This is a genomic window from Pseudomonas sp. 20-5 (assembly GCF_056782835.1).
In genome coordinates, this window is the sequence record NZ_CM165584.1 from 5293210 (window position 1) to 5315321 (window position 22112).

Genomic DNA, 22112 nt, shown 5'->3' on the forward strand with positions numbered 1-22112 from the left:
AAGGTGACTACATGGCCAGCTTTTCGCGAAAGGCTCTGGCTTAGTGAGGTTAGAAGGTGGCTATAAAACCCGTTCTATGGGGCTCTCTGGCCCAACGGGGAAGGGCGTAACGGATTCATAATGCTGATGTCCCAGGTTCAAGTCCCGGTGTAGCCACCATATTTTTCAAGGGGTTAGCGCAAGCTAACCCCTTTTTGTTTTGGTCGGCAGACTACAAACCGACTACAAACCGTCTACGCCCCCTTTACCGATTTACGGTTCGCATAAAAAAGCCCCGCATCTGCGGGGCTCTACGATCAACGTCACCGCTATCCCTGAGCAAGCAGCGGCTCAATCTCATGTTCGATCTGCTCGCCATTCGCCGCATAAGCAGTTGCTAACGAATACTCACTCTGGAGATTCATCCAGAACTGAGCGGACGTATCAAAGTAACGCCCCAGACGAATCGCCATATCTGCGGAGATACCACGCTGCTCACGAACGATATCATTCACTGTCGGAGCGGAGACTTTCAAAGCGCGTGCTAGAGCAGCTGGAGAGATATCCAACTCCATCAGAAACTCATCGCGCAATATTTCCCCAGGATGGATGGGGCGCATACCATTGGTAGCCATGGTCCACCTCCTCAGTGGTAATCAACTATTTCGACTTCTTCGGGACCCGCATCCGTCCAGACGAAACAGACACGCCACTGGTCATTGATCCTGATGCTATGTTGGCCCGCCCGCTTTCCCTGCAACGGCTCCAACCGGTTTCCAGGTGGAGAGCGCAGGTCTCGAAGCTCCGTAGCCGCATGAAGCATTGCGAGCTTACGCGTAGCGACTGTGAGGATCGCTCCCCACCGCCTCGAAAGACCCGTCTCAAAAAGCTGACGAGTCTCGTCGCAGCGAAAGGTCAGAATCATTCATTAACCCTTAACGTTAAGCGTTAACTTCACTACAGATTACCACAGATCCTCATGTGGTCAATTTGTAGCCAGACTGAGTAATCGGAGAAAAGCGCATCGCCGATTCCAAGTGCTCCGGCGTTAGGTGCGCATACCGCATCGTCATCGAGGAATGCCCGAGGATCCGCTGTAGGGCCACGCCATGCGCAGCGCCCCGTGTCAGGCATTTCATCTTGCTTTGGATGCCAGGCATGCCTCATTGAAACAGTTCGAATCATTTGATAATCATTATCGATTTGTTTAGCTTTGCCGCCCATCAAAACAACAGCAACTCGGAAATCTCCTCATGCCCCGCTCCATCCCTTTGCGCCCGGCTCCCCTGGCGCTTTCCCTGTCCCTCTTCGCTTCGTTTTCCGCTCCTGCGCTGGCTGCCGATCCGGTGGAGCAGCAGATGGTGGTGATCGGCTCGCGCGCGCCGACCAGCATCAGCGAGTTGCCCGGCACGGTCTGGGTGATCGAGCGCGAGCAACTGGACCAGCAGACCCAGGCCGGCGTGCCGCTGAAGGAGGCGTTGGGACAATTGATCCCGGGCCTGGATATCGGCTCCCAGGGTCGTACCAACAACGGCCAGAACCTGCGCGGACGCAGCGTACTGGTGATGATCGACGGGGTGTCGCTGAACAGTTCACGGGGCATCAGCCGGCAGTTCGACTCCATCGACCCATTCAACATCGAGCGCATCGAGGTGATGTCCGGCGCCAGCGCGGTGTACGGCGGCGGCGCCACCGGCGGGATCATCAACATCGTGACCAAGAAGGGCGTCGGCGGCGACACTCGCTTCAACACCGAGCTGGGCGCCCGCAGCGGCTTCCAGAGCCATGAGGACCACGACCTGCGCGCGGCGCAGTCGATCAGCGGCGGCAACGACCTGTTCAATGGCCGCCTGGCCATCGCCTACCAGAAGAACGGCGCGGCCTACGACGGCAGTGGCGACCAGGTACTGACGGACATCACCCAGACCGACCTGCAGTACAACAGGTCGGTGGACCTGATGGGCAGCCTTGGCTTCACTTTCGCCAATGGCCACAGCCTCGATCTCGGCCTGCAGTACTACGACTCCGGCTACGACGGCGACCGCGGCCTCGATCTTGGGCGCAACTTCGACGCCCTGCGCGGACGGGCAACCTATTCGATCAAGGGCGGCGTCGACCTCGACCGCGAGCCGGAGAGCAAGCGCCATCAGTTCAACGCCACCTACCACGCGCCGGAAGTGCTGGGTCACGACCTCTACCTGCAGGCCTACTACCGCAACGAGAAGATGGCCTTCAATCCCTTCCCTACCATCCGCTACAGCAATAGCGGCGCGATCAACTACGGCACCTCCTACTACTCGGCCTCGCAGCAGGACACCGACTACTACGGGATGAAACTGGCCCTGGTGAAGACCTGGGAGCGCGCCAGCCTGACCTACGGGGTGGACCTGGACCGGGAAAAATTCACGTCCGACCAGATGCTCTTCAACCTGCCGCTCGCCGCCGCCAGCGGCGGGCTGGTAGCCAGTGAACAGGCCAAGCTGGGCCGCTACCCGGACATCGATACCGACAGCCGCGCCTTCTTCCTCCAGGGCAGTTGGAAGGCCACCGACGACCTGACCCTGAGCGCCGGCGTGCGGCGCCAGTCGATGAGCACCGACGTCAGCGACTTCGTTGCGGCGAACCAGCAGATCCTCATCGCCAACGGCCTCGGCAAGACCGCCGACGCGGTTCCGGGCGGGAGCAAGGACTACGACGTCAACCTGGTCAACGTCGGCGCCATCTACAAGCTGAACCTGCAACAACAGGTCTGGGCCAACTACAGCGAAGGCTTCGAGCTGCCGGATCCGGCCAAGTACTACGGTTTCGGGCGCTACGGCGCAGCCGACGGCAATGGCCACTACCCGCTGTTGCAGGGGGTCAGCGTGAACGACTCGCCGCTGGACGGGATCAAGACCAAGCAGGTCGAGCTGGGCTGGCGGCACACCGACGGTGCCCTGGATACCCAGGTGGCGGCGTTCTATTCCTGGTCGGACAAGAGCATCAAGTACGACTCGAAGACCCTGGCGGTGCTGCAGCAGGACACCAAGAAGCGCAACTACGGCCTGGAGGGCCAGGCTACCTACTGGCTGGACGATCACTGGCAGGTCGGCGTCAACGGCCTGGCCATCCGCTCCCAGGAGAAGGTCGACGGCCGCTGGCTGAAGCAGGACGTGACCTCGGCCAGCCCGTCCAAGGCCGGCGCCTTCGTCGGCTGGAAGGACGACCAGCGCAGCCTGCGCCTGCAGGGCGTGCGCACCTTCAACCTGAACGACGAGCCGGGCAACAAGATCGACGGCTACGCGCTGTTCGACCTGCTCGGCACCCAGGCGCTGCCGGTGGGCACCCTCACCGCGGGCATCCAGAACCTGCTGGACAAGGACTACACCACGGTCTGGGGACAACGCGCGCAGGTCTACTACGGCGGGCTCGCACCAGCGGGACTGTTCGACTACAAGGGACGGGGGCGGACCTACAGCCTGACGTATAGCGTGGAGTTCTGAAGCCGTCCTCGACAGTTCCCCTGTCCCTCCAGGGAGAGGGGAACTCGTGGGAAAGAGCTTCCGCCTCTCTCAGCAGCAACCGCCCAGCGGACTCAAGCGATACTGCGGCGGCAACTGGTCGAGGCCGCTGACGGTGACGTTGAGGTTCTTCCACAGGCCATCCTTGATCCCGTAGATGCAGCCATGCACGGACAGCGACTGGCCGCGGTGCCAGGCGTTCTGGACGATGCTGGTGTGGCTGACGTTGGCCACCTGCTGGATCACGTTGAGCTCACAGAGGCGATCGACGCGCTCTTCCTCGGTCGGCAACTGCTCCAGGTGCTCGCGGTATTCGTAGGCGAGGTCGCGAATGCTGCGCAGCCAGCCGTCGATCAGGCCGAGCTGGTCGTTGTGCAGGGAGGCGCGCACGCCGCCGCAGCCGTAGTGGCCGGTGACCAGGATGTGCTTGACCTTGAGCACGTCGACGGCGAACTGGATCACCGACAGGCAGTTGAGGTCGGTGTGCAGCACGACGTTGGCGACGTTGCGATGGACGAACAGGTCGCCGGGCAGCATGCCGACGATTTCGTTGGCCGGCACCCGCGCGTCGGAGCAGCCGATCCAGAGGTACTCGGGGGTCTGCTGGCGGGCCAGCTTGGCGAAGAAGTCCGGGTCTTCCTGCTTGATCGCTTCGGCCCAGCGGACGTTGTTCTCGAACAGTTGCTGCAAGTCGCTCATGGCATGCCCCTCGTTTGACCGGTGCAGCACCTTACGGAAGGCGATGCCCGTTTGACAAGCGTCACAGCGCGGCGTGGCTACGCCACCAGCGCTGCTGCGCCAGCGGCTGCATGGCGACCTGATCATGCCAACAGGCGTGCCAGGCTGCGGCGTCCTCTGCCAGGCGCGGCCAGTCGGGCTGTTCGAGGTCGGCGAAGAGTTCCCGTTCCAGCCAATCACGGCCGCTGCGCAGGAGCCGGCGGAAGGCGCGGTCGGTAAGCGCGCGGCGGTGCACCGCCTCGAAGCGCCACCAGGGGGACTCCTGTACCGCCTCGCGCGGCTGGCTGAGCACGGCGGCGCCGGAGGCCGGATCGAAGGACAGCGGCTGGAACAGTCCCAGGCACGGCGCCGAAGTACCGGTGGCGGCCAGCAGCGGGCCGTCGTCGCGCAAGCGGGCGACCAGACTGGCGGTGGTCTGCGAAGGCCGCCAGAAGCTGCCGGCGTGCATGCATACCTGGCGGTTGTTGTGGCGGCGGAAGTGGTCCCCGCGCGGGCCATGGTGGCGCAGCGCGGCGAACAGCGCGTGCCAGTCCGGCTCGCCAGGCAGGCTGTCGAGGAAGCGCTGGTTGATCCGACAGCGCCGGTGCGCGCCGCCGACCCAGGGTAGCAGGCGGGTGTCGAAGACCCGCGCGAAGTGGAAGTCGCCGCGACCATCCCAGCAGCCCTGGCGGCGAGCCTGGTCCTCGAGGTCGCGGCTGCACAGGTCGAATTCGTGGCCAAGGGTCAGGGCGTTGGAGATGGCCCAGCGCTCGACCTTCTTCGCCGCCCACAGGTTGCCGGCGGTTTCCAGCACCCAGGCTTCGCCGGGGTCGGCGATGAGGAAGCTGTTGTCGTAGCGGATGCGCTTGTCGCGGTAGCCGGCCGGGCCGCCCTGGCCGTAACGCTGCAACAACCCGGTGATCACCTCTAGCGCCTCGCGGGCGCTGGCGCCGCGCTCCAGTCCCAGGCGCAGCAGGTCCATGCCGAGCAGCGCGGTGCCGCGCTGACGGGTCAGCTTGGTGAACACCGCTTCGTTGCCGATGGCCACGCCGTGCTCATTGACGCCCATTTCCGCGCCCCAGATCCAGCTCGGCTGGCTGATCACCAGCGCATGTCGCTGGGCGGTCTGGGGAATGTCGAGATAGGTGGTGCGCAAGCGCGCTTCCGGATCGTTGCGCACCGCCGGCAGGCGCAGCAGACGCTGCGGTTCGGCGGGCTCGCGGTCACTGTTCTTGGCGAACCAGGTCTGGCCCTGGTGGCGAAGGATCAGGGTGTCGCACATGGGGGGCTCCAGTCTGCGCATCCTGCCACCGGCCGCTGTCGACCTGACTTCGCACTCCCGCGAAGGGTTACCGCATGAAGGGACCTGCCTGCGGTATGCAGGCGAGAATCGGAATGCTGGTAAGGGTACGGCGGTGCCAGAAGGCCAGCCAGCTACTCCAAGTGATAGCTAGTTGCCGGCAGGGAAGCGGAGCAAGCCTCAGTCGAACAGGGTACAGGCCATGACCAGGGCGTCTTCGCGCCCGCCGACGGCGGGGTAGTAGTCGCGACGGCGGCCGATCTCGTTGAAACCGTAGCGTTCGTAGAGGCGGTAGGCGGCCTGGTTGGAAGCGCGCACTTCGAGGAAGCATTCGCGAGCCTGGTGGCCGGCCGCCTCGCGCATCAGGTGTTCGAGCAGGCGCAGACCGAGGCCACGCCCCTGGCTTTCGGGCTTCACCGTGATATTCAGCAGGTGCGCCTCGTCGAGGATGATCTGGATGACGCCATGGCCGACCTGCTGGCTACCCTCGAACATCAGCCAGCAATGGTAGTTCTTCAGGCCTTCGCTGAAGATGCCACGGGTCCAGGGGTGGCTGAAGGCGGCATATTCGATTTTCAGCACGGCATCGAGGTCCGCCTCGGTCATCGGGCGGAAGGAAATCGCATCGCTCATTGAATCTCGCTCGACCAGCGCTGACGGACACGGCGCATGGCGCGCCACAGCTCGCCCTTGAGGGCGGGTTCTTCCATGAGGGCTTCCAGGCCCGGCACGGCCCAGGTTGCGCCCAGACCGTCCACCTGCAGTTCGCGGAACAGGCTGCCCTCGTCGCCCTCGCCGGCGAAGCGGATCGCCGGCAGGCCGACCAACCACAGGCAGCGGCTACGCTCGCTCTCCTCCATGCGCGCGGCGACGAAGCTCTGGACGAACTCCAGGGCCGCCTGCGGCCCCTGGTCGAGGTTGCCGCGCGCCAGCAGCGGCCAGCGTACCGGTTCGCCGATCAGCCGCGGGCTGTCCGGCAGGCCGGCGGCGCGCAGCAGGTCGCGCAGCAGCAGGTAACCCGGATCGCGGCTGGCGAAGGGTTCGCCGGTGGGCAGTTCGACCAGCAGGGTGCAGGAGCCCGCCTGCAGCAGTTGCAAGGCGAAGCGCGGCGGCGGGGCCTGGACCGCCGGCGACTCGGCCGGGGCCTCTTCGACCGGCGCGACCGGCTCGGCTTTCTTCGCCGCCGGGGCGCCCGGCTTCGGCAGGCTGATCGGGATCCCGCGGCCTTCCACGGGCGCGGCGGGAGCCACGCTCGGCGCGCTGGCCGGCGCCTCGGCTTGCGGGACGCGGGCCTGCGGCGCATCGATCGCGGCGCGCGCACGCACAGGCACCGCCGGCTCTTCCCGGGGCGGGGTCTCCAGCAACTCCGGCCGCGAGGGTGCGGCGAACGGCAACGGCTGGCGGGGCAGCCAACTGGTTATCTGCATCGCGCCCAGGAAGGCGCGGCGACGCTGTTCTTCGATCAAATCTCGGGCACCGGCAATTAGGCGATGCGCGGGGACGGTTTCGCCCCCGGCGTTCAGGCAGGCAATGATAGCGGTTCTTCGACCTCGGCGGAGCGGCTTTGTCCCGCCATGCGACGGTTCGCCCTCAACGCGGGGCGACGGTGAAGATATTGACGTTGCCCTGCAGCTTGAGGGTGCCGTCGATGCGTGCGCTGACCAGGTTGGTCTGCACCAGCCCGGGATCGGTACCGCGCGCCTTGTTGGCGCCAGCGATGGTGAAGCGCAGGTCCTGGAAGCTGGTGTCCTTCAGGCCGACGCGCAGCACCGGGCGGTTGAAGGCGGCGCCGTCGCCGCCGAAACCGTCCTTGATGGTCACCACGTCCAGGGTGACTTCGTCGAAGCTGAACTTGCCGCTGATATCGTCGATCACCAGGTAGTTGTTGCCGCTGCCGGCCGGCTGGATCGCCAGGCGCGCGCCGCAGCCGCCGGCGCAGCGCGTCTGCGAAGGATTTTCCTGGAGATTGAGCGAGGCGCTGATGCTGATCCCGGCCTGGCCGACCACGTCGTCCAGATCGCTATCGCCCAGCGAGCGCAACTCGGCCCCGGCCGAAGCGCTGAACAGCAGCGCCAGCGCCGCGAGGATGCCGATGCCGCCTGCCAGTGGATGAGTCTGCTTGGCCATGTGCTGCGTACCTCGTTTCCCGCCGCCACCTCAGAGGTTGTGCGACGTCACCTTCAGGTAGTTGAAGCTGAGCCCGGATATCTCGTTGCGGCCCATGTTGTAGCCGCCGGTCGGTACCTGCCCGTAGCCTGGCCGGGTACCGCCGATGTTGAGGTTCTCGATCACCAGGCTGGTGCGCGGCGCATTGGCGTAGAAGTCGGCGGCGTTGGCCAGGGTCAGCTTGGGCAGTTCGAAAGTGAAGTTGCCGTCGGCGGTGACCGAGAACAGCAACGGCTGCGACTTCCCGTAGCCAAGCGCGACGCTGGCATAGGCGTTGGTCAGGTAGACGGTGCGCGCGGCCTGCTCGGCGGCGCTGACGCAACTGGGCGAGCCAGCACCGCAGGACATGATCTCGAAAGTCTTGGCGTAGAGGTTCAGGCGCATCTCGCCAACCAGTTGGCTGCGCGCGTTGGCGCCCCAGAAGCGCAGGTAGGAACCGTCCATCGCCAGTTCGGAGAAGTCCAGGTTGAGCACATCGGTGCGCGTGGAAGTGACGCCGAAGTCGAAGCGGATGCCGGCGTCGACCTTTTCGCTGGCCCGGCTCGAGCAGTTGCTGCCGGCACCGGCGTAACCAGCGATGCACGGCTGGCCGCCGGCGCCGCTCACCAGGCTGGGGAAAGCCAGCTCGATCACGTCCGCGGTGTCCGGCAAGGTGCTGACCACCCGCCCGTCGTCGAGCTGGGTGGTCAGCACCGAACCCTTGGCCAGATTCAGCTTGAACGGGAAATTGAGACGGCCGAGAGTCACCGGCGCCAGGGTGCTGCCCTTGTTGCTGCCAGTGGCGGCGACGTACAGCTCCTTTACCGTGATCGGCACGTTCTGCCCGGTGGCGGTGTTGGTCACGCCATTGATCGCGATGGTGGCCTTGTTGCCGTCGACCATGGCGCTGTCGAGGACGAAGCCGATGCCGGCACCCTGCACGTCCGACAGTTGCTCGTCGTCGAGCGCTGTCATCTCGGCATGGGCGAAGGGGGCGGCCAGCAGGGCCGCGAGCAGGCAGGCGCGACTCATCTCAGCAGCCCTTGTTCAGGCCGCCCAGGCAGGTGTCCTGCCGTGGAATGCCATTGAAGGCCTGACCGAAGTCGACCTTGATCGGCGCCGTTCCATCGGCGTTGCGCGACATGTTGAGGAAGGCACCGGCCAGCGCGGCGACCAGCTTGGAGGGATCCTGCTGGTCGCGCCACTGGACGTTCTGGCTCTGCATCGAGATGAAGAAGCCTTTCGACGAGTCGATGAAGTTCTGCGCGTTGTTCGGATCCACGGTGCCGATCGGGAACGACTGGTACTGGGCCAGGTTGAAGCATGTCTGGGCGCCCATCAGCTTGCAGTCGTTGGAGGTCAGGAAGGGCAGCAGGACGTTCACCAGGCTGCCGATGATGGTGCTGTCGTGCATGTCCAGGGCCGTGCCGTTCTTCAGGCCGATCATGGCAGCGCGGATCGGGTCGGGGTTGCCGGAGCTGTTCACCAGCTCTGCCTGGGCGGTGTACTGAGAGCTGCCGGTGAGAGTGATGGCGGTCTTCGCCGCCAGGCAGTCGAGGGCCAGCAGGCCGCAGGAAATGCTGCCTCCCAGTTGGCTGCCGGTGCCGTACAGGTCCACCGGCACGTTGCCGGTGAGGGTCTTGATATCGCCCGAGAGGTAGCCCTTGGCTTCGCCGAAACCGATACGGATGCCGACCATCTTGCTGCCGTCGTAGGCGAACTCGATGTAGGGATTGCTGATGAGGAACGGGTTGATCGCGCCGGTGGTGTCGTTGACCGTGCCCAGGGCGAAGTTGTCGATGGCGATGTCGGCACTGCCGGCAAGCTCGCCGCTGCGGTTGTACTGGCCCAACTGCAGCTTCTTCATGTTCAGTTGGGTCTCGATGTCGGCGCCGAAGTTGATGCGGGTGAAGTTCAGTCCGTTGGCGGCGTCGGTGGTGAGGTTGATGAAGGCCTGGCCGACCACGTCGGAAAGCTGGTCGTCGTCCAGCGACTCCATCCTCGCCTGGGCGGTGGCAGCCAGCAGACCGGCGCCGCAGAACAGCGCGCAACGCAGCAGGAAGGGCAGACGACGGGACATGGGCTCACCTCTTGTTCTTCTCGTGGCCGACGGCAGAGACACTGCGACCTGTAGTCACTATAGAAAGCCCCGGGCGAATCGGGGCCGACCCATAGTCGAGAAAAACCGGCGAACGACGCGGTCGCCGCGCTCGCTGCAGCGGATGAGCGGTCGCTCGGCCAGGATGGATGTTACCCATCGTCACACGGGGGTAACGTCAGCCTTTCACTGCTGGCGGAACAGGCCGATCAGATGGTCGGCGATGGCGCCCTTGATGGCGTTGAGGCTGAGCAGGGAGTGTGCGCTGAGGCGGGCGGGGTTGATCCGGTGCAGGTGTAGCGAGGGCATGCGCGCTTCGTACTCGCGCAGGTCGCCCTTGACCAGGATCGGCAGGAACACGTCGTCGTGAGCCTGGTAACGCTGGATCAGCAGTTTCAATCCTTCCTGGAACGGCAATTCCTTCGACGCCACCAGGCGGTGCTCGCCGGGAATCTTCAGGTAGAGCCCGCGATAGCCCATGGTCTCGCCCGGCAGGATATGGATCCCGGTGGGCTCCACCGCGGCCAGCGGGATATCGTGGAAGGTGTCGTGCCAGGCCTGCTCGCTGGGCAGGATGGTGATGCCGCCATGGTCGCTCTCGGGAATCACGAAGCTGTAGTTGCTGTAGAGCTTCTCGACATAGGCCGAGTAGATGCACAGGCGGTTCTCGAAACGTTTGAGGAAGGCGATCGCCTCGCTGCGGTTGGTGATGGCATCCAGGTCCCAGGCAAGGTCACCCTGGTTCTGCAGTTCGGCCCAGCGGGCCTCGGCGTAGGCGGCGTCGTTCAAGAGTCGGCATTCATTTGGAATAGACAGGCCTGGGGACTTCAGCAGAAAGCGTGCCAGCCCCTGGAAGCCCCATTCCCCGGACCAGGCGGGGCAGGAAAGTCCTTACGCAGTCATAAACTGCCGCTTTTCGACACTTCGGTGATAGCCAGATGCCACCCACCGATACCGGGCCCGTACCTGCGCCGCAGACGTGTCGACGGCCTGCATCGCACTCATCGGCGGCGTCTGCGTCGCCCGTGCCTTTGCAGTACAATCGGCGCTTTTTCCACGGACCGGCCCTCCCGATGATCGACCCCCGACGCGTACTGCGTGCGCTTGCCGAACACTGGGCCCTGCTCGAGCCTCTCTGCGAGCGCTTCGATGCCGGCACCCTGAGCCTGGCGGAACTGCGCAGCCAGTTGAACACCCAGTTACCGGAAAGCAACCCGGCGGAAATCACCGCCCTGCTCGACCAGTGGATCCGCCTGGATATCCTGGTCCCGGTGGCCAAGAGCCCCAACCGTTTCGAGCTGAACGCGCAGATCCACGACTTCCTCGCCTACCTGCGCCACGAGCATCGCCTTGGTCTGTGCCTGGAGATCGAGGCCTACCTGCGCCATCTGGAGCGCCTCGCCGGGTACATCCAGGACGCCTTCGAGACCCGCGACAGCCAGGACCTGGCGCGCCAGCTGCGACTGCTCGACATGCGCGTGCGCGATGTACTGAAGAAGCTCGGCAATGACGAGCAGGCACTGATCGGCGTGGCCGAGCGGGCCAAGACCAGCGACCGGCAGATTCCCCTGGCGCAGCGCTACGCGGAGGTCCTGGCGACCTGGGACGAGTACGTCGAGCCGATGATCCAACTGGTCAGCGCCGACGGCGCCTTCGAGCAGGGCGTGCGGCGGGTCGAACAGGTCCTGCTGCGCCTGCTCGGCGAACAGCAGCGCCTCGGCCACCTGGTCGACGACGACCTGGTGCTGCGCACCCACGCGCGCATCCTCGAGATGCAGACCAACGCCCAGCTGACCTTGCGCCGCGCCCGCGAATTATTGCTGCCGCTGCGCGAGGAAGCGCGCCGGCACAACGCGGTGACCCGTGGCGCCGCCCTGGCGCTGGCGGCGATCCGGCGCAAGGGCCTGGATGCCGTGCCGCAGGCGGCGATGCCGCTATTCACCCGGCCGCAGAGCACCTTCCTCGGCACCGCCTCGCAGGTCGAGAGCTACGTCTTCGCCCTCGCCCGCTTCGAGCCGAAGCCGGCGCAGTTCCCCAAGTCCAGCGGCACGCGCAAGAGCAACGGGCCGACGCGACCACCGCGGACCGCGCGGGAAATGATCGAGCGCTGCCAGGCGGCGCTGCCGCTGCCGGACCTCATGCAATGGCTGCTGGCCCAGGAACCGGACGGCGCCACCGACGAGTTGCTCTACTGGTTCTCCCGGCTGTCGCGCGACGCGCGCTTCCAGCGCGAACGCCTGCAACGCCGCGAGTACGAAACCACCGAACATTGCGTCAGCCTCTGCTCCTTCGCCCTGAACCCCGCCGCCAAGGACAAGGGCCAGGCCAGGGACGCAGACACCCTTTCCGCGAGCGAAACCCATGCATCTTGATCTCTCCGAACTGACCCAGCTCGCGCCAATCTTCCGCGAGCTGTTCAAGGGCTACCACATCAGCCACCGCGACCCCGAGCTGTACACCCAGCTGTCCTCGCACCAGGACCAGTACCGCGGCCTGTTCCGCGCCATGGGCTTCGAGCTGGTCTGCGACACCCGCGGCTTCTACTACTTCGTCCCGGAGCAGGTCGGCGCCCAGGTGAACAAGACCGCCCAACGCCTGGCGCTGTTCACCTTCATCCTCGTCGAACACCTCGCCGACCAGGGCCGCGACCCGCTGTCCGTGCTGGACGGCGGCAGCATCGGCCGCGAAGAGCTGCCGCCGCTGCTGGAGAAATACCGCGACCTGTTCCTCCAGGCCGAGGTGCAGACCCAGGAAGAACTGGAAGAGAAGGTCATGCGCCGCCTGACCCAGCTCGGCTTCGCCTCCGAGGACAGCGGCGTGTACCGCTTCATGCCGCCGATGCACCGTTTCCTCGACGTCTGCCTGTCGGTGCAGCAGGACCGCAACCTGTCCGCCAGCCTGCACGCCGACCTGCCGTTGCAGACGCCGGTGCTGGTCGATGACGGCGAGATCGAACCGCTGATGGCCAGCGACGAAGAATTGTCCGAAGAGAGCGAGGAAGACGCTCTCGCCCGCGCCATCGCCGAAGAACACGCGCAACAGGAGGCTGACGCATGAGCCAGACCCGCTACGGCATCCGCCGCTTCGCCCTGCTCAATACCGCCGGCTACAGCCTGGGTATCTTCCCGCTGGAAAACCCGCTTTCGATCTACGGCGCCAACAACCTGGGCAAGAGCGCCTCGATCAACGCCCTGCAGTTCCCGATCCTTGCCCGCCTGTCGGACATGAGCTTCGGCAAGTACAGCATGGAGCAGTCGCGGCGCTTCTACTTCGCCTCGGACACCAGCTACATCCTCCTCGAACTGATGCTGCCCCACGGTCCGCACGTGATCGGCGTGGCCGGGCGCGGCCCGGGCGGCGGCTTCGGCCACCAGTTCTTCGCCTACGCCGGCGAGCTGAGCCTGGACCACTACCAGAAGAACGGTACCTGCCTGCGCCAGCGCGAGCTGTTCGCCAACCTTGAGCGCGAAGGCATCAAGGCCTACGAGGTGAAGCCGGAAGAGCTGCGCCGCCTGCTGGTCGGCGGGCACACGTCGATCCCGCTCGACCTGACCATGATCCCGCTGCGCTCCACCAGCGAGCAGAGCCTGAAGACCTTCCGCTCGCTGTTCATCAACCTGCTGCACATGCGCGAGATCACCGCGGCCAAGCTCAAGCAGCTGTTCCTCGACGCCTTCGAGCACAGCCTGCGCTCGGGTAATGTCGACTACATCGCCGCCTGCGAGGAGGCCTTCCGCGACGTGCGGCGGATGGAGCAGGACTACCAGGCGCTGGTCGCCGCCGGCCCGCTGGTGGAAGCCCTGGCCAACGGCGTGACCCAGCGCGACGTACTGCGCGGCAAGATGCACCGCCTTTCACCGCTGCTCGACAGCCTGCTCGGCACCTGGCACGACTACGCCGGGGCGCGCCGCGAGGAACTGCTGATCCAGCACGAGCAATACCGCGCCGAGCAGGACGGCCTGCAGAACGAACAGCGTGGCGGCACCCAGGAGCTGATGCGCCTGGAGCGCGAGATCGCCGGCATCCAGCGCTGGCTCGGCGAGCTGTCGGTGCTCAAGACCCGCTTCGCCCTGGTCGACGACGCCAAGGTCCTCGAACAACAGCTGCTCGCCGCCAAGGATGCCCACGACGAACTGGCCGGCGCCCTGGCCCATTCGCGGCAGTTCTCCAGCGAAGACCTGGAAGAGCGCCTGCGCGACCTGGAAAAACGCCTGAAGAACGTCCGCCAGCAGCTCGAACACGCCGACAACAACAGCTACGCACGCCTGCGCGAGGAGTTCAGCCAGCAGGACGTGGAACGCCTGATGCGTCTGTTCAACGGCGCGCTGTTCAGCCTGCCGCTCGGCGAGAACGGGGTGAACCTGGATGACGGCGACGTCTGGGTGAAGAGCGTCGAAGCCATCCTCGACCACTTCAAGGGCGAGCATTTCGAAGCCCCTGGCCTGAGCATCGACCTGTCGCACATCGAACCGCCGGCGTTGCAGGCCCTGGCCGACCGCGCCGCCCTGCGCGACCAGAAGGAGCGTCTGGAGAAGGAGCTGAAGCAGCTCAAGACCCAGCAGAGCGTCGCCGCCGACCGCGCCGCGAGCAAGGCCCAGGCAGAGAAGCTGTACCAGGACGTGCTGGATGCGCAGAAGGCCCTGGAAGACTTCCGCCGCACCCAGACGCTGACCGCCGAGGAGCCCGAGAAGCTCGCCGAACTGGCCCAGCTGGAGGCGTCCCAGGACGAACTCAAGCGCTCCAGCGACGCCTTCGCCGAGCGCGTCCAGCAACTCTCCGCGCGCCTGCAACTGGTGGCCCGGCAACTGGGCGACCTGGAGGCCAAGGAGCGCACCCTGGAAGATGCCCTGCGCCGCCGCCAGCTACTGCCGGCCGACCTGCCCTTCGGCACGCCGTTCATGGAGCCGGTGGACGACTCGCTGGACAACCTGCTGCCGCTGCTCAACGACTACCAGGACACCTGGCAGGCGCTGCAGCGCATCGACGGGCAGATCGAGGCGCTGTACGCCCAGGTGCGCCTGAAGGGCGTCGCCAAGTTCGATAGCGAAGACGACACCGAGCGCCGCCTGAAGCTGTTGATCAACGCCTACGCGCATCGCCAGGACGAGGCCCTGACGCTGGCCAAGGCGCGCCGCGCGGCGGTCACCGACATCGCCCGGACCCTGCGCAACATCCGCAGCGACTACGACAACCTGGAACACCAGTTGGCCCTGTTCAACCGCGAGATCAACAAGCGCCAGGTTTCCAACCTGCAGAGCTTCCGCATCGTCCTCGCGCCGAACAAGGATGCGCTCAAGCACATCGACCAGATCATCCACAGCGCCGGCCAGTACGAGGAAGGCGAGAACCTCTCGGTGTTCGACCTGACCCAGAGCGCCGAGCAGGACGCGAAGAACGAGGAGGCCAAGGAATACCTGGCCCGCCTGGTCGCCGCCAACCACAACCAGTTGGGCCTGAAGGACCTGTTCGAACTGGCCTTCGAGATCACCAAGGTCAACGGCCAGCCGATCATGCACACCGACATCGACGGCGCCGCCTCCAACGGCACCACCATGACCATCAAGGCGCTGACCAACATGTACCTGTTGCTGCACCTGATGGACCGCGAGCAGGCCGGGCGCGTGCGCCTGCCCTACTACCTGGACGAGGCGGCGGACATCGACGAGCGCAACCAGGCCGCGCTGCTGGAGACCAGCCTGCAACTGGGCTTCGTGCCGATCCTGGCGAGCGTGAAGCCGCAGGTTTCCGCACACGTGGCGATCGACTTGGAAGGCGGTAGCGGCCCGAACGGCATCTATATCGACGAAGCGGACTGGAAATACATCCGTCGCCGGGATGCCGCCGCCAGCGGCGAAACCCGCGCAGCCAGCGAGCCGGAGGAAGCCGGCGAACCGGCGTGAAGCGTCTGCCACGGCCCTGCCTGACAGGGCCGTGGACTTTTCCGATAGGCCCGAGGCTCCCGCGAAGATATAATTGGTTACATTCGCATTTGTAACCCACGGGGAGAATCCATGCCTGTTCGACTTCTCAACCGTTTCCGCCACGCCGCCCTGGCGTGCCTGCTCGGTTCGCTTTCCCTCAATGCGGCGGCCGATCCCGTCACCCTTACCCTCTACAATGGCCAGCACGCCGCCACCGGTATCGCCATCGCCAAGGCCTTCCAGGACAAGACCGGCATCCAGGTGAAGATCCGCAAGGGCGGCGATGGCCAGCTCGCCAGCCAGATCACCGAGGAAGGCGCACGCTCGCCGGCCGACGTGCTCTACACCGAGGAATCGCCACCGTTGATCCGCCTGGCCAGCGCCGGCCTGCTGGCCAAGCTGGAGCCAGAGACCCTGGCCCTGGTCGAGCCGGAGCACGCCGGCGGCAACGGCGACTGGATCGGCATCACCGCCCGCACCCGGGTACTGGCCTACAACCCGAAGAAGATCGACGAGAAGGATCTGCCGAAGAGCCTGATGGATCTTTCCGATCCGTCCTGGTCCGGCCGTTTCGGCTTCGTGCCCACCAGTGGCGCCTTCCTCGAACAGGTCGCCGCAGTGATCAAGCTCAAGGGCCAGGAGGAAGCCGAGGATTGGCTGACCGGCCTGAAGGCCTTCGGCTCGATCTACACCAACAACGTCACCGCCATGAAAGCCGTGGAGAACGGCGAGGTCGACATGGCGCTGATCAACAACTACTACTGGTACACCCTGAAGAAGGAAAAGGGCGAGTTGAACTCGCGCCTGCACTACTTCGGCAACCAGGACCCGGGCGCGCTGGTCACCGTCTCCGGCGCCGCGGTGCTCAAGTCCAGCAAGCACCCCAGGGAAGCCCAGCAGTTCGTCGCCTTCATGCTCAGCGAGGAAGGCCAGAAGGCGATCCTCAGCCAGTCCGCCGAGTACCCGATGCGCAAGGGGATGCAGGCCGATCCGGCGCTGAAGCCGTTCGCCGAACTGGACCCACCGAAACTGACCCCGGCCGATCTGGGTGAGGCCAGCGAGGCCCTCAGCCTCGAACGCGACGTTGGCCTGAATTGATCGGCGCCGCCTCCACGCCCGTGCGCCTGCGCACGGGCTCGCGCCGGCGAACGCCATTCTGGCTGCTCCTGCCGGTCCTGCTCCTAGCCCTGCTGGCCAGCCTGCCGCTGCTCTACGTCGCGGCCAAGGCCTGGGACGCCGGCTGGCACAGCGCCTGGCAACTGCTCTGGCGCCCCTACGTATTCCGCTTGCTGGGCAACACCCTGTGGCTGATGTTCGGCGTGACCCTGCTCAGCGCCCTGCTCGGCCTGGCCCTGGCCTGGTGCGTGGAGCGCAGCGACCTGCCGGCGCGGCGCTTCTGGAACGTGGTGCTGTGCCTGCCGTTCGCCATCCCCGCCTTCGTCAGCAGTTTCACCTGGGTTTCGCTGAGCCCGATGTACGAAGGCCTCGGCGGCGCCATCCTGGTCATGACCATGTCCAAGTATCCGCTGGTCTACCTGCCGGTAGCGGCGACCCTGCGCGGCATCGATCCTTCCCTGGAGGAGTCGGCGCGGATGCTCGGTCTGTCGCGGCGCCAGGTGTTCCTGCGGGTCACCCTGCCGCTGCTGCGCCCGACCCTGGCCGCCACCGGACTACTGGTGGCGCTGCACATGCTGGTGGAGTTCGGCGCGCTGTCGATCCTGCGCTACCAGACCTTCACCACAGCCATCTACCAGGAGTTCGAACTGGAGTTCAGCAACGCCACCGCGGCGATGCTCTCCTCGGTACTCCTGGCACTGTGCTTCCTGCTGCTCTGGCTGGAGTTGCGCATGCGCGGCCGCGGCCGCCTGGTACGCACCGGCCAGGGCAGCGCGCGGCGGGCCGAACGGGTCCGCCTGGGGCTTGGCAAGTGGCCGATCCAGGCGCTGCTGGCGACGCTGGTGCTGGTCGGTACCGGTATCCCCCTGGTGATGCTCGGTTATTGGCTGTACGAAGGCTCCTCGGCCAGCTTCCCGCTGATGGAAATCGCCTCGACCCTGCTTTCCTCCCTGTCGCTGGCCTTCGGCGGGGCCCTGCTCAGTTGCCTGCTGGCGCTGCCGGTAAGCATCCTGGTGGTGCGCTACCCCGGCGCCCTGGCGCGCTGGACCCAGCGCCTGCCGTACCTGCTGCAAGCGTTGCCGGGACTGGTGATCGCACTCTCGCTGGTGTACTTCTCGCTGCACTACCTGCCAGCCACCTACCAGACCACCGGCTTGCTGCTGGTCGCCTATGCCCTGCTGTTCATGCCGCTGACCCAGGCACCGATCCGCGTGGCCCTGGAAAAGGCCTCGCCGCAGTTGGAGGAAGCCGCCCGCACTCTCGGCCAGACGCCCTTGATGGCCTTCCTGCGGATCACCCTGCCGATCATCTCGCCGGCCATCGGCGCCGGCTTCGTGCTGGTGTTCCTCGACACCATGAAGGAACTGACCGCCACCCTGGTGCTAGGTCCCACCGGGCTGTCGACCCTGGCCACCTCGGTCTGGGTGCACACCGCCAACCTGGAGTACGCTGCCGCCGCACCCTACGCCGCGCTGCTGATCCTGATCTCCGGCTTGCCGGTGTACCTGCTGACCACCCGGGCGCATCTCAGCACTCACTGACACCCACTTCCCAGCAGGCAGGCATGAACGAAAACGCCGCTTACCCAGGTAAGCGGCGTTTCTTTTTGCCGGTCCGACAATCAGCGGCGGGCGGTTTCCTTCAGAGGAATCTTCGGCGCCCACTCCAACCATTCGTCATTGGCCGAATCGAACAGGGCGAAGGTCTGCCCCGGCTTGGCGGGCTCGCCCATCTGCGCATTGTTCGGGGTGGCGAAGGCAATGCCGCCCTCCATCAGCGCCTCCATCGACTCGGTGCGTAGCGACAGACCCTTGAACAGGCTGGCGTCGACGCCGAAGCCGCTGGCATTCCAGAAACGGCTGCCGGTACGCACCAGCGGTACGTAGCGCGGTTCGATGAGGATGCTGATCAGCACCCGGTCGGCCTGTTCGCCCAAGGCCAGGTCGACGACCTTGCCCACCGGGATCTGCCGGTAGGTCACCAGGTTGCCCGGCTTGATCGAGCCCTTGCGCGGCGCGCTGAGGGTCAGCCGCAGGCCGTTTTCCCGACCCAGCAGGTTGGGCGCTTCGGCGAGAGTCTGGAAGCGTGCCTGGCGCTCGCCCGGCGTGCTCGACGGCAGCGCCTCGATATAGGGGCCGCTGACCAGGGTTCCGAGGTTCTCGGTACGCAGCAGGCCGAGCGCCGGACGCACCACCCAGAAGCGGGTTCCGCTGCGGGCGACGCGCTCGCCGGCGGAAGTCAGGCGGGCCTTCATCAGTACCCCGGAGAGGTCCGGGTTCAGCTCGACGCTTTCGATCTTGCCGATGTCCAGGCCCTTGAAGCGGATCGGCGTGCCTTCGCGCAGTCCATCGGCATTGTCGATGCTCAGTTGGATCTCCACGCCACGGGCCATCGCCGCCTCCTCGCTGTCGAAGAGGGTGAAGCGCCGCACCTTGGTCACGGTCGGCGCCTTCGGATCGAGGGTGTCGAAGGAAATCCCGCCGGTGATCAGGGTCTGCAGCGACTCGCTCTTCACCTGCACGCCGCTGAGGTTGCCGGTCAGGGTGATCCCGCTGGAGTTCCAGAAGCGCGTCGAGGTATTCACCAGGTGCGCGTACTCCGGCTCGATGTGCACACCCACCACCACTCGCTGGCGGTCGCGCGATAGCTGGTAGCTCTGCACGCTGCCGACGCGGACCTGGCGGTAGAGGATCGGCGCGCCGATGTCGATCGAGCCGAGCTTGTCGCTGGTCAGCACCAGGTGCAGGCCGGGCGCGTCGGTGTTCAGCGGCGGCGCTTTCGGGCGGATGGTGAACTCGCGACTCGGCGCGCCGCTCTTGGCGAAGCGCACGTCGATGTAGTTACCTTTCACCAGGGCCTCGAGGCCGGTGATGCCGGCCAGGGAGATGCTTGGCTTGACGGTCCAGAATTCGGTGCCTTCCAGCAGCATGTCCTCGACCCGCGGATCCATCGCCAGGTCGGCAGTGGCGCTGCTGTAGTCCTTGCCCATGTCGATCGACTTGACCAGGCCGACCTGCACGCCGTTGAACATCACCGGGGTGCGGCCCGGATCGATACCACTGACGTCGTTCATCTTCAGCTTCACGCGCAGACCGGCCTGGGCCGCGTCGTAGTCGTCGTACAGGCGGAACGGCTTGCTCGGATCGGTCGGCGGGCTGTCGGTGCGGTTCTCCGGGGTGGAGAAGGCGATACCGCCGGCGACCAGGGTCAGCAGCGACTCGCTGTGCACCTTGAAGCCGGACAGGCCGCCGGAAATGGAGATGCCGCTGGCGTTCCAGAATCGCGTGTGCTTGCGCACCAGGTCGGCGTAGGCCGGCTCGATGTGCACCTTGATCTCGATGGTCCTCTGGTCATCGCCCAGCTGGAAGCTCTTCACCTGGCCGACCTGGATCTGCCGGTAGAACACCGGGCTGCCCTGCTCCAGGGAGCCCAGGCGATCGGCCTTGAGGGTCAGGTGCAGGCCGGGCAGCTTGTCGGAAAGGGGTGGCGGCTCCTTCAACGCGGTGAAGTAGCGTTCTTCCTTCTCGCCCTTCACCGGATCGACCGCGATGTAGACGCCGGAGACCAGGGTTTCCAGGCCGGTGACGCCAGCCAGGGAAACCCGCGGCTTGACCAGCCAGAAGCGGGTGTCCTTGCTCAGGTACTCCTGGGCTTCCTTCTTGATCTCGATGGTCGCGACCACGCCCTTGATGTCCTTGCTGACATGCAGGTCGGTCACCTTGCCCACCGAGATGCCCTTGTACAGCACCTCGGTCTTGTTGGCCTGGATCCCGTCGCCGCTCTCGAAGCGAACCTGGATGTCCACGCCAGCCTGGTCGAAGGCACGCCACGCCAGCCAGGCACCGATGGCCAGGGCCACCAGCGGCAGCACCCAGATCGCCGACCAGTTCGAGGTCTTGTGTTTCTTCGGACTTGGCAGATCACTCATTCTCGTCATCCAGATTGGTGTTGTCCCAGATCAGCCGGGGGTCGAACGTCACGGCGGCGAGCATGGTGAGCACCACCACGCTGGCGAAGGCGGCGGCGCCGAGGTTGGCCTCGATGCTCGCCAGGTTGCCGAAATTCACCAGCGCCACGAGGATGGCGATGACGAAGATATCGAGCATCGACCAGCGCCCGATCCATTCGATGAAGCGATACATCAGGATACGCTGGCGGGCCGACATCGGCTGGTGCCGCTGCACCGAATAGAGCAGCAGGGCGATGCCCACCAGTTTGAAAGTAGGAACCAGGATACTGGCGACGAACACCACCATGGCGATGGGGAACATGTCGGCATGCACCAGTTCGACCACGCCCTCCATGATGGTGGCGGGCATTCCGCTGCCGAAGAGGTTGACCGTCATGATCGGCAGCAGGTTGGCGGGTATGTAGAGGATCGCCGCGGTGATCAGCAACGCCCAGGTGCGCGTGAGGCTGTTTGGGCGCCGGGCGTGCAGAACCGCACCGCAGCGACTGCAACGCGGATGCTCGTCCCCGTCGGCGCGATTCAACTGGTGGCACTCGCCGCACACCAGAATTCCGGCATCAAGCGCGCGCATCGTCGTCCTCGCCGCCCAGCGCTTCCCATACCTGGTGCGGCGACATGGTGACCTCCAGCCAGACCTGGGTGAACAGCAGCGCCACGAAACAGGCCAGGCCGATGCCCAGGCTGAGGTCGGCCATGTCGATCAGCTTGACGATGGAAACCAGGATACCCATGAGGTAGACCTCGAGCATCCCCCACTCGCGCAGATGGTGATAGCCGCGGTAGAGCAGCATGCCGATGTGACGGGCGATGCCGAAACGCACGCTGATCATCACCAGCAACTGGCAGAGCAACTTGACCAACGGGATCACCATGCTGCACAGGAATACCAGGATGGCGACGCCCTGCATGCCACTGTCGTAAAGACCGAGCACTCCCGTCCAGACCGTATCGCTGCGGGTCTGGCCGAGCAGGCTGAGATTCATGATCGGCAGGAAATTGGCTGGGATATAGAGAAATAGCGCCGTCAGAACCAGCGCGAAGCAACGGCGTTTCCATTGATGGCGATGCGCGGCCAACTCGAAACCGCAGCGCGGACAATTGGCTTTCTCGCCCGGTCCCAGGGGTTCCCGGCGCATCAACAGATCACACTCATGGCAAGCAACCAGTTCTTCCAGGGGAAGATCCTGCAGGCCACGGACATCGGTATCGGACATGAATGAGCTCGGCTGGATTTGTCGGCTATTGTAGACGAGCGCACAGTGCAAATCGCGTCTCCCATGCCCTCGGAAGTACGCCGCCCGGCAGCTCTCGAAGTTTTTCGATTACCGTCCGCAGCGCTGCTGGCTTGCCACTTTTCCGCGCGCAA

19 protein-coding genes and 1 pseudogene are annotated in these 22112 nt (G+C 65.3%); 6 read left to right on the top strand and 14 right to left on the bottom strand.

Annotated features, from left to right (window positions below; genetic code table 11):
• Positions 1 to 308 precede the first annotated feature (308 nt).
• The 3 genes and pseudogenes from AC1RB9_RS24440 to AC1RB9_RS24450 all read right to left on the bottom strand — a co-directional run.
• Entirely contained in the window at positions 309 to 614 is a 306-nt protein-coding gene (locus AC1RB9_RS24440) for a HigA family addiction module antitoxin (RefSeq protein ID WP_003111575.1), read from the bottom strand.
• An 11-nt stretch (positions 615 to 625) separates the two neighbouring features.
• Positions 626 to 904 (bottom strand): type II toxin-antitoxin system RelE/ParE family toxin, encoded by a 279-nt coding sequence (locus tag AC1RB9_RS24445; RefSeq protein ID WP_003113526.1) that lies wholly within the window; start codon positions 902 to 904, stop codon positions 626 to 628.
• Positions 905 to 956: 52 nt separating this feature from the next.
• Positions 957 to 1082: pseudogene (locus AC1RB9_RS24450) on the bottom strand (phage integrase); the annotation flags it as partial.
• A 150-nt stretch (positions 1083 to 1232) separates the two neighbouring features.
• On the opposite strand from AC1RB9_RS24450, the gene AC1RB9_RS24455 reads away from it, so the two are divergent.
• Positions 1233 to 3461 (top strand): TonB-dependent receptor, encoded by a 2229-nt coding sequence (locus AC1RB9_RS24455; protein ID WP_003457077.1) that lies wholly within the window; start codon positions 1233 to 1235, stop codon positions 3459 to 3461.
• Positions 3462 to 3530: 69 nt separating this feature from the next.
• Here the strand turns inward: AC1RB9_RS24455 and can are convergent, their stop codons facing one another.
• The 8 genes from can to AC1RB9_RS24495 form a co-directional block, all read right to left on the bottom strand.
• Positions 3531 to 4178 carry a carbonate dehydratase gene (can, locus tag AC1RB9_RS24460; RefSeq protein ID WP_003095021.1) on the bottom strand — a complete coding sequence of 216 codons (648 nt, stop codon included), beginning with the start codon at positions 4176 to 4178 and terminating at the stop codon, positions 3531 to 3533.
• 61 nt (positions 4179 to 4239) lie between these two features.
• The gene (locus tag AC1RB9_RS24465; RefSeq protein WP_003113524.1) at positions 4240 to 5478 is read right to left on the bottom strand and encodes a C69 family dipeptidase; all 1239 of its coding nucleotides are present in this window, start codon (positions 5476 to 5478) and stop codon (positions 4240 to 4242) included.
• 198 nt (positions 5479 to 5676) lie between these two features.
• Positions 5677 to 6129 carry a ribosomal protein S18-alanine N-acetyltransferase gene (rimI, locus tag AC1RB9_RS24470; RefSeq protein ID WP_003095025.1) on the bottom strand — a complete coding sequence of 151 codons (453 nt, stop codon included), beginning with the start codon at positions 6127 to 6129 and terminating at the stop codon, positions 5677 to 5679.
• Positions 6126 to 6827, bottom strand: a complete 702-nt coding sequence (locus AC1RB9_RS24475) for a hypothetical protein (protein ID WP_003121053.1) — start codon at positions 6825 to 6827, stop codon at positions 6126 to 6128. The genes rimI and AC1RB9_RS24475 overlap by 4 nt, the downstream gene beginning before the upstream one ends.
• Before the next feature lie 259 nt (positions 6828 to 7086).
• The gene (locus tag AC1RB9_RS24480) at positions 7087 to 7623 is read right to left on the bottom strand and encodes a DUF6160 family protein (protein WP_003141635.1); all 537 of its coding nucleotides are present in this window, start codon (positions 7621 to 7623) and stop codon (positions 7087 to 7089) included.
• Between the two features lie 30 nt (positions 7624 to 7653).
• On the bottom strand, positions 7654 to 8673 hold the full coding sequence (locus AC1RB9_RS24485; RefSeq protein WP_003095031.1) for a hypothetical protein: 1020 nt from the start codon (positions 8671 to 8673) through the stop codon (positions 7654 to 7656).
• Between the two features lies 1 nt (position 8674).
• The gene (locus AC1RB9_RS24490; RefSeq protein WP_003106143.1) at positions 8675 to 9721 is read right to left on the bottom strand and encodes a DUF6160 family protein; all 1047 of its coding nucleotides are present in this window, start codon (positions 9719 to 9721) and stop codon (positions 8675 to 8677) included.
• Positions 9722 to 9925: 204 nt separating this feature from the next.
• Positions 9926 to 10528: a hypothetical protein gene (locus AC1RB9_RS24495; protein ID WP_003095035.1), complete on the bottom strand. Its 603-nt coding sequence runs from the start codon at positions 10526 to 10528 to the stop codon at positions 9926 to 9928.
• Between the two features lie 284 nt (positions 10529 to 10812).
• On the opposite strand from AC1RB9_RS24495, the gene mksB reads away from it, so the two are divergent.
• The 5 genes from mksB (at position 10813) to AC1RB9_RS24520 (ending at position 18317) form a co-directional block, all read left to right on the top strand.
• Positions 10813 to 12111 (top strand): Mks condensin complex protein MksB, encoded by a 1299-nt coding sequence (gene mksB / locus AC1RB9_RS24500; protein ID WP_003117421.1) that lies wholly within the window; start codon positions 10813 to 10815, stop codon positions 12109 to 12111.
• Positions 12101 to 12796 (top strand): Mks condensin complex protein MksE, encoded by a 696-nt coding sequence (gene mksE / locus AC1RB9_RS24505; protein WP_003095041.1) that lies wholly within the window; start codon positions 12101 to 12103, stop codon positions 12794 to 12796. Before mksB ends, mksE begins: the two co-directional genes overlap by 11 nt.
• The gene (gene mksF, locus AC1RB9_RS24510; RefSeq protein WP_003106141.1) at positions 12793 to 15639 is read left to right on the top strand and encodes an Mks condensin complex protein MksF; all 2847 of its coding nucleotides are present in this window, start codon (positions 12793 to 12795) and stop codon (positions 15637 to 15639) included. The genes mksE and mksF overlap by 4 nt, the downstream gene beginning before the upstream one ends.
• Positions 15640 to 15750: 111 nt before the next feature.
• The gene (locus AC1RB9_RS24515; RefSeq protein WP_003095046.1) at positions 15751 to 16758 is read left to right on the top strand and encodes an iron ABC transporter substrate-binding protein; all 1008 of its coding nucleotides are present in this window, start codon (positions 15751 to 15753) and stop codon (positions 16756 to 16758) included.
• 20 nt (positions 16759 to 16778) lie between these two features.
• Positions 16779 to 18317 carry an ABC transporter permease gene (locus tag AC1RB9_RS24520; protein ID WP_003161946.1) on the top strand — a complete coding sequence of 513 codons (1539 nt, stop codon included), beginning with the start codon at positions 16779 to 16781 and terminating at the stop codon, positions 18315 to 18317.
• 80 nt (positions 18318 to 18397) lie between these two features.
• Here AC1RB9_RS24520 and AC1RB9_RS24525 read toward each other — a convergent pair whose 3' ends face one another.
• The 3 genes from AC1RB9_RS24525 to AC1RB9_RS24535 are packed head-to-tail and all read right to left on the bottom strand — an operon-like array spanning position 18398 to position 22011.
• Positions 18398 to 20704, bottom strand: coding sequence for a PqiB family protein (locus AC1RB9_RS24525; protein ID WP_003107435.1), 2307 nt, complete (start codon positions 20702 to 20704; stop codon positions 18398 to 18400).
• Entirely contained in the window at positions 20697 to 21317 is a 621-nt protein-coding gene (locus AC1RB9_RS24530; RefSeq protein ID WP_003107436.1) for a paraquat-inducible protein A, read from the bottom strand. The genes AC1RB9_RS24525 and AC1RB9_RS24530 overlap by 8 nt, the downstream gene beginning before the upstream one ends.
• On the bottom strand, positions 21304 to 22011 hold the full coding sequence (locus AC1RB9_RS24535) for a paraquat-inducible protein A (protein ID WP_023187661.1): 708 nt from the start codon (positions 22009 to 22011) through the stop codon (positions 21304 to 21306). The genes AC1RB9_RS24530 and AC1RB9_RS24535 overlap by 14 nt, the downstream gene beginning before the upstream one ends.
• Between the last annotated feature and the right edge of the window lie 101 nt (positions 22012 to 22112).

What these genes read in the sequence shown, in the direction of transcription:
- AC1RB9_RS24440 (WP_003111575.1), bottom strand. Translation starts at nt 614, where the DNA reads ATGGCTACCAATGGTATGCGCCCCATCCATCCTGGGGAAATATTGCGC.
- AC1RB9_RS24445 (WP_003113526.1), bottom strand. Translation starts at nt 904, where the DNA reads ATGATTCTGACCTTTCGCTGCGACGAGACTCGTCAGCTTTTTGAGACG.
- AC1RB9_RS24455 (WP_003457077.1), top strand. Translation starts at nt 1,233, where the DNA reads ATGCCCCGCTCCATCCCTTTGCGCCCGGCTCCCCTGGCGCTTTCCCTG.
- can (WP_003095021.1), bottom strand. Translation starts at nt 4,178, where the DNA reads ATGAGCGACTTGCAGCAACTGTTCGAGAACAACGTCCGCTGGGCCGAA.
- AC1RB9_RS24465 (WP_003113524.1), bottom strand. Translation starts at nt 5,478, where the DNA reads ATGTGCGACACCCTGATCCTTCGCCACCAGGGCCAGACCTGGTTCGCC.
- rimI (WP_003095025.1), bottom strand. Translation starts at nt 6,129, where the DNA reads ATGAGCGATGCGATTTCCTTCCGCCCGATGACCGAGGCGGACCTCGAT.
- AC1RB9_RS24480 (WP_003141635.1), bottom strand. Translation starts at nt 7,623, where the DNA reads ATGGCCAAGCAGACTCATCCACTGGCAGGCGGCATCGGCATCCTCGCG.
- AC1RB9_RS24485 (WP_003095031.1), bottom strand. Translation starts at nt 8,673, where the DNA reads ATGAGTCGCGCCTGCCTGCTCGCGGCCCTGCTGGCCGCCCCCTTCGCC.
- AC1RB9_RS24490 (WP_003106143.1), bottom strand. Translation starts at nt 9,721, where the DNA reads ATGTCCCGTCGTCTGCCCTTCCTGCTGCGTTGCGCGCTGTTCTGCGGC.
- mksB (WP_003117421.1), top strand. Translation starts at nt 10,813, where the DNA reads ATGATCGACCCCCGACGCGTACTGCGTGCGCTTGCCGAACACTGGGCC.
- mksE (WP_003095041.1), top strand. Translation starts at nt 12,101, where the DNA reads ATGCATCTTGATCTCTCCGAACTGACCCAGCTCGCGCCAATCTTCCGC.
- mksF (WP_003106141.1), top strand. Translation starts at nt 12,793, where the DNA reads ATGAGCCAGACCCGCTACGGCATCCGCCGCTTCGCCCTGCTCAATACC.
- AC1RB9_RS24515 (WP_003095046.1), top strand. Translation starts at nt 15,751, where the DNA reads ATGCCTGTTCGACTTCTCAACCGTTTCCGCCACGCCGCCCTGGCGTGC.
- AC1RB9_RS24525 (WP_003107435.1), bottom strand. Translation starts at nt 20,704, where the DNA reads ATGAGTGATCTGCCAAGTCCGAAGAAACACAAGACCTCGAACTGGTCG.
- AC1RB9_RS24530 (WP_003107436.1), bottom strand. Translation starts at nt 21,317, where the DNA reads ATGCGCGCGCTTGATGCCGGAATTCTGGTGTGCGGCGAGTGCCACCAG.